This is a genomic window from Paraburkholderia sp., from assembly GCF_024281035.1.
Lineage (GTDB): Bacteria > Pseudomonadota > Gammaproteobacteria > Burkholderiales > Burkholderiaceae > Paraburkholderia.
The window spans coordinates 86,122-102,954 of record NZ_JAMXLH010000076.1; the positions used below are offsets into that span (position 1 = coordinate 86,122).

The 16,833-nt window shown below is 67.7% G+C and carries 16 protein-coding genes; 3 read left to right on the top strand and 13 right to left on the bottom strand.

The features are described from left to right. Nucleotides 1–119: 119 nt before the first annotated feature. The 7 genes from flgH to Q0L30_RS24345 form a co-directional block, all read right to left on the bottom strand. A complete protein-coding gene (gene flgH, locus Q0L30_RS24315; protein WP_296663100.1) occupies nucleotides 120–788 on the bottom strand; it encodes a flagellar basal body L-ring protein FlgH in 669 nt (222 codons plus the stop codon). A gap of 66 nt (nucleotides 789–854) precedes the next feature. Further along, nucleotides 855–1,643 (bottom strand): flagellar basal-body rod protein FlgG, encoded by a 789-nt coding sequence (flgG, locus tag Q0L30_RS24320; RefSeq protein WP_296663010.1) that lies wholly within the window; start codon nucleotides 1,641–1,643, stop codon nucleotides 855–857. 46 nt (nucleotides 1,644–1,689) lie between these two features. After that, on the bottom strand, nucleotides 1,690–2,448 hold the full coding sequence (flgF, locus tag Q0L30_RS24325; protein ID WP_296663011.1) for a flagellar basal-body rod protein FlgF: 759 nt from the start codon (nucleotides 2,446–2,448) through the stop codon (nucleotides 1,690–1,692). 35 nt (nucleotides 2,449–2,483) lie between these two features. Next, nucleotides 2,484–3,749, bottom strand: coding sequence for a flagellar hook protein FlgE (flgE, locus tag Q0L30_RS24330; RefSeq protein WP_296663015.1), 1,266 nt, complete (start codon nucleotides 3,747–3,749; stop codon nucleotides 2,484–2,486). Between the two features lie 26 nt (nucleotides 3,750–3,775). Continuing rightward, the gene (locus Q0L30_RS24335) at nucleotides 3,776–4,486 is read right to left on the bottom strand and encodes a flagellar hook capping FlgD N-terminal domain-containing protein (RefSeq protein WP_296663018.1); all 711 of its coding nucleotides are present in this window, start codon (nucleotides 4,484–4,486) and stop codon (nucleotides 3,776–3,778) included. Between the two features lie 106 nt (nucleotides 4,487–4,592). Then, nucleotides 4,593–5,018, bottom strand: coding sequence for a flagellar basal body rod protein FlgC (flgC, locus tag Q0L30_RS24340; RefSeq protein ID WP_296663021.1), 426 nt, complete (start codon nucleotides 5,016–5,018; stop codon nucleotides 4,593–4,595). Nucleotides 5,019–5,152: 134 nt separating this feature from the next. After that, nucleotides 5,153–5,776 carry a flagellar basal body protein gene (locus Q0L30_RS24345; protein WP_296663025.1) on the bottom strand — a complete coding sequence of 208 codons (624 nt, stop codon included), beginning with the start codon at nucleotides 5,774–5,776 and terminating at the stop codon, nucleotides 5,153–5,155. Nucleotides 5,777–5,979: 203 nt separating this feature from the next. Between Q0L30_RS24345 and flgA the strand changes: the two genes are divergently transcribed. The 3 genes from flgA to Q0L30_RS24360 all read left to right on the top strand — a co-directional run bounded on the left by flgA (nucleotide 5,980) and on the right by Q0L30_RS24360 (nucleotide 8,317). Then, nucleotides 5,980–7,380, top strand: a complete 1,401-nt coding sequence (gene flgA / locus Q0L30_RS24350; protein WP_296663028.1) for a flagellar basal body P-ring formation chaperone FlgA — start codon at nucleotides 5,980–5,982, stop codon at nucleotides 7,378–7,380. Nucleotides 7,381–7,479: 99 nt separating this feature from the next. Beyond that, on the top strand, nucleotides 7,480–7,833 hold the full coding sequence (flgM, locus tag Q0L30_RS24355; protein WP_296663031.1) for a flagellar biosynthesis anti-sigma factor FlgM: 354 nt from the start codon (nucleotides 7,480–7,482) through the stop codon (nucleotides 7,831–7,833). A 34-nt stretch (nucleotides 7,834–7,867) separates the two neighbouring features. Continuing rightward, the gene (locus Q0L30_RS24360) at nucleotides 7,868–8,317 is read left to right on the top strand and encodes a flagella synthesis protein FlgN (RefSeq protein WP_296663033.1); all 450 of its coding nucleotides are present in this window, start codon (nucleotides 7,868–7,870) and stop codon (nucleotides 8,315–8,317) included. Between the two features lie 126 nt (nucleotides 8,318–8,443). Here Q0L30_RS24360 and Q0L30_RS24365 read toward each other — a convergent pair whose 3' ends face one another. The 6 genes from Q0L30_RS24365 to cheZ form a co-directional block, all read right to left on the bottom strand. Next, nucleotides 8,444–9,175 (bottom strand): RNA polymerase sigma factor FliA, encoded by a 732-nt coding sequence (locus Q0L30_RS24365; RefSeq protein ID WP_296663036.1) that lies wholly within the window; start codon nucleotides 9,173–9,175, stop codon nucleotides 8,444–8,446. Between the two features lie 49 nt (nucleotides 9,176–9,224). Then, the gene (locus Q0L30_RS24370; protein WP_296663039.1) at nucleotides 9,225–10,193 is read right to left on the bottom strand and encodes a MinD/ParA family protein; all 969 of its coding nucleotides are present in this window, start codon (nucleotides 10,191–10,193) and stop codon (nucleotides 9,225–9,227) included. Next, nucleotides 10,186–12,156, bottom strand: coding sequence for a flagellar biosynthesis protein FlhF (flhF, locus tag Q0L30_RS24375; RefSeq protein WP_296663042.1), 1,971 nt, complete (start codon nucleotides 12,154–12,156; stop codon nucleotides 10,186–10,188). The genes Q0L30_RS24370 and flhF overlap by 8 nt, the downstream gene beginning before the upstream one ends. A gap of 324 nt (nucleotides 12,157–12,480) precedes the next feature. Next, entirely contained in the window at nucleotides 12,481–14,577 is a 2,097-nt protein-coding gene (flhA, locus tag Q0L30_RS24380) for a flagellar biosynthesis protein FlhA (protein WP_296663045.1), read from the bottom strand. After that, nucleotides 14,574–15,830 carry a flagellar biosynthesis protein FlhB gene (gene flhB / locus Q0L30_RS24385; protein WP_296663048.1) on the bottom strand — a complete coding sequence of 419 codons (1,257 nt, stop codon included), beginning with the start codon at nucleotides 15,828–15,830 and terminating at the stop codon, nucleotides 14,574–14,576. The genes flhA and flhB overlap by 4 nt, the downstream gene beginning before the upstream one ends. 291 nt (nucleotides 15,831–16,121) lie before the next feature. Further along, complete coding sequence (gene cheZ, locus Q0L30_RS24390) at nucleotides 16,122–16,814, bottom strand: protein phosphatase CheZ (RefSeq protein ID WP_296663101.1); 693 nt, start codon at nucleotides 16,812–16,814, stop codon at nucleotides 16,122–16,124. Nucleotides 16,815–16,833: the final 19 nt, after the last annotated feature.

Here is a 16,833-nt window from a genome sequence, read left to right on the forward strand (position 1 = left end):
CGTGGCGAGCGTGAAGAGCGCCGCACAGGCGAAAAGACAGGAAAGGCAGCGGGCCACTATGCGCAGCGCGGCGAACATGTCTTTTGCGCGCGAGCGGCGCGCCTGCTTGATGCGGATCGTCACCATGGCGCGATGTTCAGGAAAAAGCGTTGCAGCCAGCCCATCGTCTCCGCCTCGTCGATCACGCCCTTCGCGGAGTATTCGATGCGCGCATCGGCGACGTCGGTGGAGAGCACGGAGTTGTCGCCGGCAACGGTGTTCGGGTTGACGACGCCGGAGAAGCGCACGTATTCGTTGCCCTGGTTGATGAGCATCTGCTTCTCGCCGGACACGACGAGATTGCCGTTGGGCAGCACGTTCGTCACGGTCACGGTGATCACGCCGTTGAACGTGTTCGACGCCTTCGCGCCGCCCGTGGAGTCGAACTGGTTCGCGCCCGTCGCGTCCAGATTCATGCGCGAGAAGACGCCCGGCGCGAAGCCCGCGTTCGGCACGGTGAAATTCGTGGTGCTGCCGCGCTTCGTGTTGGCGCCCGAGGACTTCTGCGCGTTGATGTTTTCGGCGATCACGATCGTGAGGATGTCGCCGATGTTGCGCGGGCGCTGGTCCTCGAAGAGCGGCCGGCCCGCGTAGCCCGGGTTGTAGATCGAGCCCGGCGACATGTTCACCGGCGGCGCGGGCGGCACGGCCGTCATCGGCTGCTGCGTGATCGGCGGCCGGTTGGGGATGTATGCGCAACCGCCGAGCGCGAGCAGGGCAGCGCCGGCCACGAGGGCCGTCGCGCGCATGCAAAGGTTGATACGTGCCGCCATGCTATTCACCGCCTCGATTCCACCGCCTCGATTCCGTCAGCATCAAACCTGCATCTGGGTGAGCGTCTGCAACATCTGGTCCGACGTGTTGACGGCCTTGCTGTTGATTTCGTACGCGCGCTGGGTCTCGATCATGTTCACGAGTTCCTGCACGACATTCACGTTCGACGATTCGATGTAGCCCTGGTTGAGCGTGCCCGAGCCGTTCAGGCCAGGCGTCGTGATCGTGGGCGCGCCCGACGAAGCCGTTTCCGACACGAGGTTCTCGCCGTTCGACTGCAGGCCGGTCGGGTTGATGAACATCGCGAGCTGCAGCGAGCCGATCGTCGTGCTGGCGCTCGAACCGGCCGTCGTGACCGTGACCACGCCGTCGCTGCCGACGGTGAGCGAGGTCGCGTTCGCGGGCACCGTGATCGCCGGGATCACCTGGTAGCCGCTCGCGGTCACGAGCTGGCCCTGCGAGTTGGTCTGGAACGAGCCGTCGCGCGTGTAGTTGGTCGTGCCGTCCGGCATCTGCACCTGGAAGAAGCCCGCGCCGTTGATCGCGAGGTCCTTCGAGTTGCCGGTCTGCTGCAGGTTGCCCTGCGTGTACAGGCGCTCGGTGGCGATCTGCTGCACGCCGGTGCCGACCTGGCTGCCCGAGGGCAGTTCGGTTTGCTGCGTCGAGTTCGCGCCGGGCTGGCGCAGCGTCTGGTACATCAGGTCTTCGAACACGGCGCGCGAGCCCTTGAAGCCGTTGGTGCTCACGTTCGCGAGGTTGTTCGAGATCACGTCCATCTGCGCCTGCTGCGCATTCATGCCGGTAGCGGCGATGTAGAGCGATCGATTCACGGTGTTTTTCTCCCGGTCGGGCCGCGCTCGGCGCAGCCCTCAATGCTTAGGTGAACTGGAGCAGCTGGTTGGCGGTCTGTTCGTTCTGGTCGGCGGTCTGCATCAGCTTCGTCTGCATCTGGAACTGGCGCGCGTTGGTGATCATCGAGACCATCGCCGCCACCGGATTGACGTTGCTGCCTTCGATCGATTCCGTCGCGATCTGCACGGTCTGGTCGGCATCGGCCGGATTGCCGTCGGCCGTGCGGAAGAGACCGTCGTCGCCGCGCGTGAGCGTGCCCGCGGGCGGGTTGACGAACTTGATCTGGTCGATCATCGCGATCGCGTTGGGCTGGCTTCCGGGCGCGAGGGCCGAGACCGTGCCGTCCGAGCCGATCGTCACCGCCGAGCCCGGCGGCACCGCGATCGGGCCGCCGCTGCCGATCACCTGCAGGTTGTTGGCGGTCACGAGCTGGCCGTTCGAATCGACGTGCAGATCGCCCGCACGCGTGTAGGCCTCGTTGCCGTCAGCCGTCTGCACGGCCATGAAGCCCGCGCCCTGGATCGCGATGTCGAGCGGATTGCCGGTGCGCGAGATCGCGCCGGGCGTCATGTCCGCGCCGGGCGTGGCCGACAGCACGAACGTACGCGTCGTCTGGTCGTTGACCGTCGAGCCGTCGCCGAACGACATCGGCACGTCGCGAAAGTTGGCGAGGTGCGCGCGAAAACCCGTGGTCGAGACGTTCGCCAGGTTGTTCGCCACGACGGCCTGCTGTTCGAGCGCCTGGGTGGCGCCCGTCATTGCTGTGTAGATCAATCGGTCCATGGTTCGCCCGGAGCCTCAAGTGCCTGATGGGTGGCTTACAGCTGCAGCAGCGACTGGTCGACGGTCTGCTGCGTCTTGATCGTCTGCGCGTTCGCCTGGTAGTTGCGCTGCGCGGTGATCAGGTCGACGAGCTGGCTCGTGAGGTCGACGTTCGACTGCTCCAGCGCACCGCCCTGCAGCGTGCCGTGGTTCGTGCTGCCCGGCGCGGAGATCTGCGCGACGCCCGACTGGATCGTCTGCTCGAACTGGTTGCCGCCGAGGTTCACGAGCCCGTTCGGGTTGTTGAACGTCGCGAGCACGATCTGGCCGAGCGCCATGGTCTGGCCGTTCGAGTAGTTGCCGGTGATCGTGCCGTCCGTGCCGATCGAGAAGTTCGAGAGCGTGCCGCTCGCATAACCGTTCTGCGTGAGGTTGTTCACGCCGCTCGCGCCGCCGTACTGGGTCGTGCCCTTGAAGTCGATGGTGAGGGTTTGCGGATTGGCGGCGCCGTCGGTCGGCGTCGTGGTGAACGTGAAGGAGCCCGAGCCGTTCGTCGCGGTCGCGAGCGAGACCGGCGCGAGCGCGGCGGCCCCGGTGCCGAGCGTCGAGCCCGAGATCTGACCCGACGAGTTGAACGCGATCTGGCCGAGGTCCGTCGTCTTGCCGTTCGACGTCACGTAGGCTTCGGCCTGCCCGACGGCGCTCTGCACGAAGTACATGTTGACCTGCTCTGTGCCGCCGAGCGTGTCGTAGGCCGTGACCGCGGTCGAGTAGCTGTAGCTGGTCGGATCGGCCGGGTTGAACGTCGTGGTGGTCGGCTTGGTGGCCTGCGCATTCAGGTTCAGCTGCGCGGTGATGTTCGTCGTCGCGAGCGGCGCGATGTTGGTGGTCGGCACCTGCAGCGGCACTGTCTGGGCCGTGTTGATGATGCCGCTCGGGCCCGCCGCGTAGCCCATCAGATCGTTGCCCGCGGCATCGACGATAAAGCCGCTCTTGTTGAGGTTGAACACGCCGTTGCGCGTGTACGTGATCGAACCGTTGTTCGACATCTGGTAGAAACCGTTGCCGTTGATCGCGACGTCGAGCGCCTGGCCCGTCGTGTTGATCGTGCCCTGCGAGAAGTTCTGCTGAACCTCCGACATCGACGCGCCGAGACCGATCTGCATGTTGACTGCGGTCGCGACCGAGTTCGCGTAGACGTCCGCGAACTGCGCCGTGCTCGACTTGAAGCCCACGGTGTTCGCATTGGCGATGTTGTTGCCGACCACGTCGAGATCGTTCGACGCCGCGGCGAGACCGCTCAGACCTTGCTGGTAACCCATGTTTTCTGCTCCGCGTTATGTCTTGATCAGAGGATGCCGGCCACGCTCGTGAGCGGGACAGTCTTGCCGTTGGCGAGCGAAACGCTCGGGGTGCCGTCCGCTTGCTGCATCACGGCCTGGACCTGGCTCGCGACGAGCGCGGAGGCCGTGCCCGGGTTGCCGTTGATCGTGGAGGTCGCGGTGATGTTGTATGTGCCGTCCGCGAGGGTGTTGCCCGACGAGTCCGCAGGCTTCCACGTAACCGGAACCGTGCCTGCCGCCTGCGGCCCGAGGTCGATCGAGCCGACGATCTTGCCCGACGAGTCGCTGATCGTGAGCTTCACATCCGAGGCCGCCGCCGGCACCGAGACGCCGAGCTGCGGCACCGTGCCGCCCGACACCGTCACGCTGCTGCTCGGGGCGAGCACCGACGAGCCGATCAGCAGTGCGGCCTGGGCGTTCTGGCCCGCGGAGAGCTGCGTCGAGAGCGACGAGAGCGACGTATTGAGCTGGCTGATGCCCGACACCGTGTTGATCTGGGCGAGCTGCGAGGTCATCTGCGAGCTGTCCATCGGATTGGTCGGATCCTGGTTCGTCAACTGGGCGACGAGCAGTTGCAGGAACGTGGTCTGCAGGTTGCTTGCGCTCGTGCTGCTCGACGACGAACCGGCCGAGCTGGCGCTCGTGCCGTTCATCGTGTCGAGCAGTTGCGGCGACACGGTGGCGGAAGAGCCGCCGATAGTGGTGCTGGAGGTCAACGTGTTCTCCTCGGATGCGTTTCTGGTGCCGTTGCGTGGGGCGTGGCGTCGTGCGTGGCCTGGTGCGTGGCTTAACGTTTGCCTGATCGGGCGAACAAAGCGCCGCTCAGGTGCCGATCGTCAGTGTCTTGAGCATCAATGCCTTGGCGGTGTTCAGCGTCTCCACGTTGGCCTGGTACGAGCGCGATGCCGAGATCATGTTCACCATTTCCTGGACCGGATCGACGTTCGGCATGGTCACGTAGCCGTCGGCGTTCGCTGACGGGTTGCTCGGGTCGTACGTCTCTTTCATCGGCGTCGGGTCGTCGACCACGCCCGTCACCTTCACGCCGCCCACCTGCTGGCCCGACGCCGTGCGCGAGCCGCCGAGCGGATCGACCGCGAACACCACCTGCTTGGCCTTGTACGGCTTGCCGTCCGGGCCGGTGGTGGAGTCGGCGTTGGCAAGATTGGACGCCGTCACGTTCAGGCGCTGCGACTCGGCCGTCATGGCGGAGCCCGCAACGCTGAAAATGTTCATCAGGGATGGCATGGTTTCATTGACCTCACGGAATACGTATTCCTGTCGCGCTGCCTGCTGCGCTGTCTGCTATCTGCTAACTGCCGCCTTGCTGCCGTTCTTTGCTGTCCTGCTTCCCGGCGCCCGGGAACCGTGGCTCGAACCCGTTAGCTCGAACCCGACGTGATCGCCGAGAGCATCGTCTTGATCTGTTGCGAGAGCACGGTCATGCCCGATTCGAAATGCAGCGCGTTGTCCGCGAACTGCACGCGCTCGGTGTCGAGATCGACCGTGTTGCCGTCGAGCGCGGGCTGCGTCGGGTTGCGGTACATCACCGGGCTCGAGTACTGCTCGGTCGGCCCGCCCGTCGGGATCAGCTTCGCGTTGCCCGCCATGTGGCCGGACTCCGTGGACGCCATCGTCATCCCGCTCGTCACGCCCGCGGGCTGCGACATCGCGAGCGGCACGCCGTTGCTGCCGCCCATGCCCGCCGTGCCCGTCCCCCCCGAAATGCCCGAGCCGTTCGACGTGCCCGCGAGACCCACGCTGCCCATCGAGCCCGTGGCATTCGCCATGCCGGTCATCCCCGCCGAGCCGGACATCCCCGAAGCGCCCGTCGCCCCGGCGCGCCTCAGCGCGCCCGAGAGCGACGCCGAAAAGTCCACGTCGCGCGCGAGGTAGCCCGGCGTATCGGCGTTCGCGATGTTCGCGGACAGCAGCGCCTGGCGGGTGGCGCGCACGTCGAGCGCTTCGCGGCCGAACGCGAATTCGGCGTCGAGTTTGTCCAGCATCGTGCGTTCTCCGTTACACGAAATGAGAGGCGGCAGGCGTGCGCACGACGCGCAGACCTTTTCGCATGGAGTGGAATCTTAGGGGCGCGTGGCAAGAACCAATCGGACGAATAGCCGGGGAAGCGCCCCTCTATTCGACGCAAACATGCCGGGCGGGCCGCCTAGAATGCGATGCGTGTCAATGCCTGAGATGGAGAACGACGATGCCGCAGACTGCCTCTGCCCGCGCGCCCGGTAACGCCGCACCGCGTCGCCTGCGCGGCGTGCGTGGCGTGTATGGCGTGCGCCTTGCGGTGCGCCTTGCGGTGCGTCTCGCTGCGTTGTGCTGCGCGCTTGCCGGTGGCGGCGGCGCGCTCGCGCAGACGCCGGGCGGCCAGATCTATATTGCGGGCCCGGGCGACCGCGGTGGCGCCGATGCCGCGCAAATGGGCGCGATGCTCGATACGCCGGGACGCGGCGGCGCGGCGTCCGCGGCACCCGCCGCCGCGGCGAGCGTCTATGCCCCGGCTGCCGCCCGCGAGAACGCCATGCCCCCCGGCATGATCGCGATTCCCGGTCCCGGCGAGCGCCAGGCGGCGCAAGCACCGGGCGAAGCGCCCAACATCGTCACGATCCCCGCGCCCGGCACACCGGCGGCGCCGGCCGTCGCGGCGCGCCGCGACGTACCGCCGCTACCGCCGCTGCCGCGCGTGAACGTCGGCACGGCGTCGAGCCGCGTGGCACCGGTCGTTGTCGAGGCATCGGCCAGCGAGGGCGCCGCGAACACCACGGCAAACGCTGCCGTGAACGCCGTCCCAAGCGCCACCCGTAACCCGGCCGACGGCGCGGAGATCAACGCCGCCAACGCGCGTGCGAACGCCATACAGCGCTACGCGGCCGCCGCGCTCGCGCAAAAGGGCGCCAACGCAAACGCGAACGCACACACCACCGCGAGCGCCGTGAACGCCGTGACCAGCGCCCAGGCCGCGCCGGTTCCGCCCGGCCAGGAGAACGGCGAGGTGATCCGCGCCGCCGCGCTCAAGTTCCTTCAGCAACAATCGGTCGGCCTGCCGGGCCACGTCACGGTCACCGTCGCGCCGGTCTTCCCGCGCGGCCTCGCCGCCTGCACGCAGCTCGAACCGTTCATGCCGCCCGGCGCCCGCACGTGGGGCCGCACGACCGTGGGCGTGCGCTGCATCGGCGAGAAGCCGTGGACGCTCTTCGTCAGCGCGCGCGTGGCCGTCGCCATCACCTATTACACGGCCGCGCGCCAGATCGAGCCCAGCCAGGTGCTGACCGTCGCCGATCTCGTGCCGCGCGAGGGCGATCTCGCATCGCTGCCGCGCACCGTCATCACCGATCCGTCGCAGGCCACGGGCGCGCTCGCGCTCCTGCGCATCTCGGCGGGCCTGCCGCTGCGCACCGACATGCTGCGCAGCGCGCAATCGGTGACCATCGGGCAAACCGTGCGCGTGGTCGCCGAGGGCGCCAACTTCACGATTTCCGCCGAAGGCAGCGCGCTCAACAACGCGGCGCCCGGCCAGCAGGTGCGCGTGCGCACGGCCGGCGGCCAGATCATCACGGGCGTCGCGAAAGACGCGGGCACGGTGCAGGTCCAGATATGATCGTTTGCGCACGTAACAGCATGTAACGGTTGAAGTTTTGGGCTAAAGTTTCGGCCTTCGCCTGCCGATATCAGGATCAAATCGATCAGGAAGCCCATCGTGAAAGTCGACTCCACCACCCGCAACAGCGCACGTTCGCTGCAAAACGGCCTCGCGCGCACGCAGCAGCAAGGCGAATCCGCGAGCACCGCAAGCGCAGGCAGCACCAGCAGCGCGAGCACGGGCGCGCCTGCGCAAAGCGGCGCTGGCAGCGACGCGAACGTGAGCCTTTCGGCGATGTCGTCGACACTGCGTTCGCTCGCGGCGAGCGGCTCGGCCGACATCGACGTGGCGCACGTCGAGTCGATCAAGGACGCGATCCGCAACGGCACCCTGCAAATCGACACGGGCAAGATCGCGGACGGCGTGCTGGAAACCGCGCGCAATCTGCTCTCGGCGCGACCGGCGAACTGAACCCGCCGCCGCAACTGACTTTTTTCGCTCAACCATGAAAGACGCCCTGCTCGCCACGCTGATCGACGAACACGCCGCGGTCGAGGCTTTCGCCTCGCTGCTCGCCGTCGAGCAGAAAGCGCTCACCAGCCTGGACGGCATGGACACACTGCCGCAGATCGTCGAGCAGAAAACGGTGCTCACGCAGTGTCTCGCGGGCCTCGAAAAGGTGCGCGACGCCGAACTCGCCGGGCTCGGGCTGCCGGGCGGCCGCAAGGGCATCGAGATGGCGTGCGAAAACGACACGCGCCTCGCGGGCCAGTGGGCGCTGCTCAAGAGCTCGACCGAGCGCGCGCGCCGCGCGAACATCACGGTCGGCATGATGATCCAGACGCGCATGGAACATAACCGCCGCTCGATCGCGATCCTGCGCGGCGACACCGGCGGCAAGAGTACGCAAATGCTGTACGGCCCGGATGGCCGGATGCCGTCGTTCGGGTACTGAGCCGGCGCACCGCGCGGGCGGCACAAAAAAAGCCGAAGCGTTTTGCGCTTCGGCTTTTTGTTTTTCGGACCGCCGGATCGAGCCGGGGGATGCAGCAGGGTAAGGTCGATTGAAGCAGGCGCGCGCCTAGTTCTCCGTGCCCGCCCACGCCATTTCGCGCAGCCGCGTGCGCAGCCGTGCGACGGCCTGACTGTGCAGCTGGCACACGCGCGACTCGCTCACCTCCATCACCGCGCCGATCTCGCGCAGGTTCATGCCGCGCTCGTAATAGAGCGACATCAGCAGCTTCTCGCGCTCGGGCAGGCGCTCGATCGCCTCGATCAGCGCGCCGCGCAGGCTGTCGTCGAGGAGCGCCGAAAGCGGATCGGTGTGATCGACGCAGTAACGGTCGAGAAACGGCTCGTCTTCGGCGGAGCGATCGAAATCTTCGTAGTAGATGAGCTGGCTGCCGTGCAGGTCCTGCAGCATCGACTGGTATTCGTCGAGCGGCATGTTCAGATGACCGGCGATCTCCGTCTCGCTCGCGGCGCGGCCAAGGCGCTGCTCGACCTGGTGCACGGCCGACTCGACTTCGCGCGACGTGCGGCGCAGGCTGCGCGGCAGCCAGTCGTTGCTGCGCAGCTCATCGAGCATCGCGCCGCGAATGCGCTGGCTCGCGTAGGTCTCGAACTGCGCGCCCTGGTCTTCCTTGTAGCGGTTGGCCGCGTCGAGCAGGCCGATCATGCCGGCCTGGATCAGATCGTCGAGGTCGACACTGGCGGGCATCTTGGCCACGAGCTGCAGTCCGAGGCGCCGCACGAGCGGCGCGTATTTCGACAGCACGTCGGCCTGCGCGATTTTTCCTTGAGCGTTATACATCGTGCTCTCCTGCTTCTCGTATCCCTTGCAAGGTCTCTCGGCGCGCGCGTCACGCGTGCTGCGTCGAGGGCCGCTGCGCGGGCGGGTCGGCTCGCCAGCCCTTCTGGGCCGGCGCGCTCTCGGATGAAACACCTGCAACGGCGGAATCGAATGCGTCATCGTCCACTGCACGCGCGAGGCGCGACTCGCCCGGCTCGCCCAAGGTGCGCGACGACAGCGCGTGCGACGACAGCGCGGGGCGCATCGGCCAGTTCTGCAGTTCGGCGGCGAGGCGGCGGTAGTCGCGCGCGGCTGCCGTCGACGGAAAGGCATCGACGATGCAGCGCTCGAGCTGCACCGCGCGATGCATGTGCGGCTCGGCGGCGATGTGGCCCGCGACTTCCAGCGAGACGTTCAGGTAACGGCTCGCGACGCCCGCGAGGTTTTCGAGCGCGGCCTCGGCGTCGGCGGCGCTCGATACGTGCGTCGCCAGCACGCGGAACTGCCTGATCGCATGCGCGAAATGCAGACGCTTCAGGCACGCGTAGGTATCGGTGATCGACTGCGCGGCAAGACGCATCACGACCAGCACGTCATGCGCGTGCATGGCGAGCGGCGACAAGGCGCCATCGGCGTCCAGCTCGGCGTCGATCAGCACGAAGTCGGCGGGCCCGGCCACCAGTTCGCGCAACTGCGCGGCGGTGTAATGCGCGCGGTTCTCGCGCGAGGCCACCAGCACGCCGAAGCCGAGCGCATGGCGTCCGGCCGCCTCGGCGAGCGCCGTCTCGCCGCGCATGAACGCGGCGAAGTTGCCCGCGCCGCGCACGGTGCCGAGCGTCGCGCAGACCGACTGCGGGCCGAGGCACTCGTCGATGACGAGCACGTCCTTGCCGAGCGCCGTGAGCGCGGCGGCGAGATTGACCACGGTGGTCGTGCGACCCGCTGCACCTGGGCCGCCCGTCACGGCCACCACGCGCGAACCCTCGCGCGCGAGCAGCCGCCGCAGCCCTTCGGCCTGGTCGACGACGAACTTATCCAAACCGGACCTCGGGTGCCTGCGACCCCGTGCGGATCGACAGCGCCGAGAGCAGCGCCGGGATGTCGTCCTCGTGCGGAACGAACGGCGAATGCTCGCGCGGCACGCAGAACGCACTGCGGATCAGGAAGCGGCGTGTAGCCACGTAAAGGTTCTCGGGCACTTTCTGGCCCGTCGAAACGTAATGCACCGGCAGCTTGTAGCGCAGCACCGTATCGAGCGCGCCGCCCAGGTTGGTCGCCTCGTCGAGCTTCGTGAGGATGCAGCCCGTGAGCGGCGCCCTGTCGGGCGCGCTCTGGTAGGCCTGCACGACTTCGTTGAGCGTATCGCCGTGGTTGGTCGCCGAAAGCAGCAAGAGGCGCTGCACCGGACGGCCTGCGCCGCACAGCATGGCGATCTGGTCGGCCACGGCGCGGTCGCGCTGGCTCATGCCGATCGTGTCGATCAGCACGATGTGCTTGTTCTTCAGTTCGTTCAGTGCGAGATGCAGGTCCGCGCCGTCGCGCACCGCGTGCACCGAGACGCCGAGGATCTTGCCGAAAATGCGCAGTTGCTCGTGGCCGCCGATCCGGTAGCTGTCGGTCGTGAGGAGCGCCACGCGGCTCGCGCCGAAACGCATCACGCAGCGCGCGGCGAGCTTGGCGGTCGTGGTCGTCTTGCCGACGCCCGTCGGGCCCATCAGCGCGAACACGCCGCCGCGCTCCATGAGCGCCTCTTCGTTTTCGAGGACCGGCAGGTTCGATTCGAGCACCGACTGGATCCACTCCATGCCGGCCGCTTCGGTTTCGACGGCGGGCAGCCGGTCGATCACCATCTTCACGAGCTGCGCCGAGAAACCGGCGGCGAACATCTGCTTCGTGAGCACGCCCTGCAGCGGGCTGCGGCGCTGGCGCTCGCCCCACACGAGGCCCGCGAACTGCTCTTCCATCATCCCGCGGATCGACGCGAGTTCGCTCATCACGGTCTCGTTGACCACCTGCTCGATGCGCGAGCGAATCGCTTCGCTCACGGTGTGCGCGGGTTGTTGTGCGGCGTTGCCCGCGTCGGCCGACGGGCCGACCGCTTCGGGGCCGTAGCCAAGACGCTGCGCGGCACGGCGCGCGGCGACGTCGGCCGCTTCGCGCGCCCAGTCGGGCGTCGTGGCGTCGACATCGGGGGGGTGTACGGGATCGGCGGGCATGCCGAGGCCCTTGGCCATCGCCGCCGACGGCGAGATGCCCGCGGCGCGCGCGGCTTCCTGCTGGCTCGCGATACGGCGCGCGTGGTCGATGAGCCAGGGGTTCGATTCGGCCATCGTCGGGTGGCGCTCGCCGGTGAGCGAGTCGCCGTACTGATGCGTGGCCGCCTGTTCGAGCATCGCGGCGGCTTCGTGCGGCGCGAGCGGATTCGGCACGTGGCGCGGCGTGAGCGGCGGCAGCGTCAAGGCTGGCTGGGGGGGCTTGCGGATGGGCTTTTTCGCGTTTCTGTTTGCACCGCTGTTTGCGCCGCCGTTTGCACCGCCGTTTGCACCGCTGCCGCCCGGCGCGGACGCGTTGCGTGGCGCGTTCGGTTGCACCGACTCGAGCGCGACGGAAACGTCGGCGTCGCCGTTGTCGTCGGCATCGCCCGAGTCGTCCGTGGCTCGCGCCATGTCGGAGAAGGCGAGCGCCGCGCCCTGCTGCCCGCCCACTTCCGGGCTCGCGCCGAACACCGACGAAAACACGTCGGGCATGCCGCTCGCGTACGGGTTGGCGCCGCCCGCCGTGCGCGCGGACTTCGGCGCGCCCGATGCGGCGGAGGCGGAAGCGGTGGCGGAAGCATCGGCGGGCGCGATCGCCGCGAGATCGCGGTCCGCTAGCGCGACGATTTCAACCGTGCCGTCATCGAGGGTGCGATTCGACAGCACGACTGCGTCTGCGCCGAGCGCTTCGCGCACGAGGCGCAACGCGTCGCGGCTGTTGCCGCCGATGAATTTCCGAATGTTCAAGCTGAACCCCCGATGAGGTGAGCGGCATGCGCGCCGCCGTCATGTGCTGCTGTTCTAGCGCGCCAACGTTGTCGTGGCGCCGCGCTGGGACTTTTTCCGATGATTGAATTATTTCGAAGGCAGCCGCGCCATGATCGGTGGATCAAAACAGAGAAACACGGGCAATTCGGGCAATGGCGTGACGCCGCCAGGGTGGCGGGGAGTCCGGCGGGCGGCGTGGATGGACACGCGCTTCACGGCGCGGTTCGGGTGTCCGGGCGCCCGAAAAAAGCAAAAACCCGCCGAAGCGGGTCTTTTCATGCGACGCAGTGCGACAGTTCGCCATCAAGCCCCGATCACGTTCACAACCTTCACGTTGCGCGTATCGGGCACTTCGGCATACGAGAGCACCTTCAACTGCGGCAGGCTGCGGCGCAGGAAGCGCGAGAGCATCGGCCGCAGCGCGTGCTGCACGAGCAGCACCGGCGCGAGGCCCATGCCCTGCTGGCGCGCCATCGCGTTTTCGGTATGCGTGAGCAGCGTATGCGCGAGGCCCGGTTCGAGCCCCGGGTTCGGTCCGGACGTGAGCGTCTGCGAGAGCACGCGTTCGAGGTTCGCGTCGAGGCCCATGACCTGCATGTCGCCCGTGCCCGGGAACCATTGCTGCGTGATCGCGCGGCCCAGCGAGATGCGCACCGCGGCCGTGAGGTCGTGCGGCTCCGTGATGCGCGAAGCATGCTCGGCGAGCGACTCCATGATCGTGCGCATGTCGCGGATCGGCACGCCTTCTTCCAGCAGGTACTGCAGCACTTTCTGCAGCGTCGTGACGGGCAGCAGCTTCGGCACCAGATCCTCGACCAGCGCGGGCGTGTCCTTCTGCACCCGCTCGACCAGCGCCTGCACCTCGCGGCGTCCGAGCAGCTCGGAGGCGTGCATCACGACGAGGTGGTTCAGGTGCGTCGCGACCACCGTGCTCGAATCGACGACCGTGTAGCCGAACACCTGCGCCTGCTCGCGCATGTTCGTGTCGATCCAGATCGCGGGCAGGCCGAATGCCGGATCGGTCGTGGGCGTGCCGGGCAGCACCGCGCTCACCTGGCCGGGGTTGATCGCGAGCCACTGGCCCGGATACGCCTCGCCCGAGCCCACTTCGACGCCCTTGAGCGTGATGCGATAGGCGTTCGGGCGCAGCTCCAGGTTGTCGCGGATATGGATGACCGGCGGCAGATAGCCGATTTCCTGCGCGAATTTCTTGCGGATGCTCTTGATGCGCTTGAGCAGTTCGCCGTCGGTGTTCTTGTCGACGAGCGGAATCAGGCGGTAGCCCACTTCGAGACCGAGCGTATCGATGAGCGCGACGTCGTCCCAGCTTGCCTCGGTGGTCTCGATAGGCGCCATCGCGGTCGGCACGGCGTCCGCGATCACGGCGCTCGCCTTCTTCGCCTCGGCGTTCTTCTTCAGCACGCGGCCGAGCTGGATCGCGCCGCCGCCGAGCAGCAGAAACGCGAAGTGCGGCATGCCGGGAATCAGACCCATCATGCCCATGATCGTGCCGGTGATCATCAGCACGCGCGGGTTCGTGAAGAGCTGGCCGGTGAGCTGGGTGCCGATGTCTTCGTTGGTCGCCACGCGCGAGACGATCACGCCCGCGGCCGTCGAGATCACGAGCGACGGGATCTGCGCGACGAGGCCGTCACCGATGGTGAGCAGCGTGTAGGTCTTGCCCGCCGCCGCGAATTCCATGCCGTGCTGCACGACGCCGACGATCAGCCCGCCCAGGATGTTGATCACCATGATGAGCAGGCCCGCGATCGCGTCGCCGCGCACGAACTTGCTCGCACCGTCCATCGAACCGTAGAACTCGGCTTCCTGGGCGATCTCGGCGCGGCGCTTGCGCGCGGCTTCCTCGTTGATGAGACCGGCGTTCAGATCGGCGTCGATCGCCATCTGCTTGCCGGGCATCGCATCGAGCGTGAAGCGCGCGGACACTTCGGCGATACGGCCCGCGCCCTTCGTGATCACCATGAAGTTGATGACCATGAGAATCACGAACACGACGATACCGACGGCGAAGTTGCCGCCCACGAGGAAGTGGCCGAACGACTCGATCACCTTGCCCGCCGCGTCCGGGCCGGTGTGGCCTTCGAGCAGCACGATACGCGTGGACGCCACGTTCAGCGACAGCCGCAGCAGCGTGGAGAACAGCAGCACGCTCGGGAACGCGGCGAAGTCGAGCGGCTTCATGGTGTACATGCTGACGAGCAGCACCATCACCGACAACGCGATGTTGAACGTGAACAGCAGATCCAGCAGGAACGGCGGCAGCGGCAGGATCATCATGCCGAGGATCATGCAGATGAGGATCGGCCCCGCGAGCGCGCGCAGGTTCGTGCCTTGCAGCACGTCCGGGCGGCGCGAGAGAAAACCGGTGCGGGCGTTCATTCAGGTGCTCCTTCGTTGCCGCGGCGCGGCTTCGTCGCGCCGCCACTGCTGGTCTGGCCGGCTGCCGGCTGGTCCGGGCCGAGCGCGTCGTCGGCCTCTTCGTCGGCCTCGGCGTCGGCTACGGGGCCCTTGTCGAGTTCAGCCGGCACATCGAGATCGGTCGGCTCCATCGGCACGTCGCCGCCGTGCTCGCGAAAACGTTTGAGCTGGTAAACCCACGCGAGGACCTGCGCGACCGCGCCGTACAGCGGGCCCGGAATCTCGCGGTTCAGATCCACGTTGTGATAGAGCGCGCGGGCGAGCGGCGGCGCTTCGAGCAGCGGCACGTTGTGCTCCGTGGCGATTTCGCGGATCCGCGCCGCCACGAGGTTCACGCCCTTGGCGATCACTTTCGGCGCGCGCATCTGGCCGTCCGTGTACTGCAGCGCGACCGCGAAGTGCGTCGGGTTGGTCACGACCACGTCGGCTTTGGGCACCTGCGCCATCATCCGGCGGCGCGCCATCGCGCGCTGCTGCGCACGGATGCGGCCCTTCACGTGCGGATCGCCTTCGCTCTCGCGGTGCTCGCGCTTGACCTCTTCCTTCGTCATGCGCAGCTTGCGGTAGTAGCTCCAGAGCTGGTAGGGCACGTCGAGCGCGGCCACCACGAACATCCCCGCGACGGTCGTGCCGCTGCAGACGGCGACGAGGCGAAACGCGTCGGCGAGCGCGCGCGGCGCGGGCTGGAGCGCGAGGCCCAGAATCTCTTCGTGCCGCTGCCAGACCGCCATGGTGCCGATCACGCCGACCACGAGCGTCTTCGCGAGCGACATGCCGAGCTGGATCGGCCCGTTCACCGAGAAGATGCGCCCCAGCCCCTCCATGGGGTTCAGGCGGCTGAATTTCGGTTCGAGCGATTTGGTGGAAAAGAGCCAGCCGCCGAGCGCCATCGGCGCGAGCAGGGCTGCGACGCCCGTGAGCGCGAGCACCGGCATGACCGCGTAGAGTCCCTCGCGCACGGCCACGGCCACGCCGTTCAGCATGCGGTTGGTGTCGAACGCGCCCGCGTGGTTGAACGTGAGCGCGCTGCGCAGCATGGCCTGCAGATGCCCGCCAATCGTGTTCGAGAGCATCCACGTGCCGTAGAAGCCCGCCGAGAGCAGCGCGAATGTGGAAAGCTCCCGCGAACGCGCAACCTGCCCCTCCTCCCGCGCCTTCTGGAGGCGCTTGGGAGTGGCGGATTCGGTTTTTTCGAGGTCGCTGTCCTCAGCCACGCTTGCTCCGGTCGGTGGCGCACGGCCTCGTCTGGCCGCACACGCCCTTTTTCAGTGACAGCAATTATTGCCGCGGCGCACCAGCGCCGATTGCCGGAGTAAGCCGGAGAAACGGGGGTATTTCGGGGAATGGGCCGGACCGGCGCTCGAGCCTTCCGGCGCCTGCATGGGCCTGCATGGGCCTGCATGGGCCTGCTCAAGCCTGCTCGGGCCTGCCGGCGCCGCCCGGCAGCGGCAAGGGCGGCGGCCAGGCAGCGAAGTGCCGCTGGCGTGCCGCCCCGCGCGGGAGAGCTAGAAGCCGAGGCTGGCGAGCAGATCGTCGACCTGCTCCTGATCCTGCACGACGTCGGCCTTGCCTTCGGGGTTGATCTGCGGGCCGTTCAGCAGCGATGCGGGGCTGCCCGTCGGCGATTCGACGAGCTGCGCGGCCGTCGCCGCGAACTGCTCGCGCCGCTCCGGCGCGATGTTCTCGACCAGCACGCCGAGCAGTTGCTGCTCGATCAGGTACACGACCTCCATGATCTTCTTGATCACCTGGCCGGTGAGATCCTGGAAGTCCTGCGCGAGCATGATCTCCAGCAGTTGCTGGTTCGTCGCGATGGTGACCTGCGGCACGCCGTCGACGAACGCGCGCGTTTCGTCCATCAGCACGCGCACTTCCTCGCGGCCGATCGGCGCGTCGTACCACGTCGCCCAGCGCTCGGAGAGCGCGCGCGCGTCGCGTTCGAGTTGCTCCTGCATCGGCTTGGCGAGCTCGATGGCCGAGAGCACGCGCTCCGCGGCCTGCTCGGTCATGCTGGCGACGTAGCGCAGCCGCTCCCGCGCGTCGGGCACGGCTTCGGCCGCGCGCTCGATGTGCTTGTCGAAGCCGAGTTCGCGCATCGAGTCCCGCAACGTGCGCGTAACGTGGCCGATGCGTGCGAGGATGCGGTCGCCCGCGATCCCGGACAGGTCGCCCGGCAGGCCGTCCGCGCCTTCTTGCAGCTCATCAGGCAGATCGCCA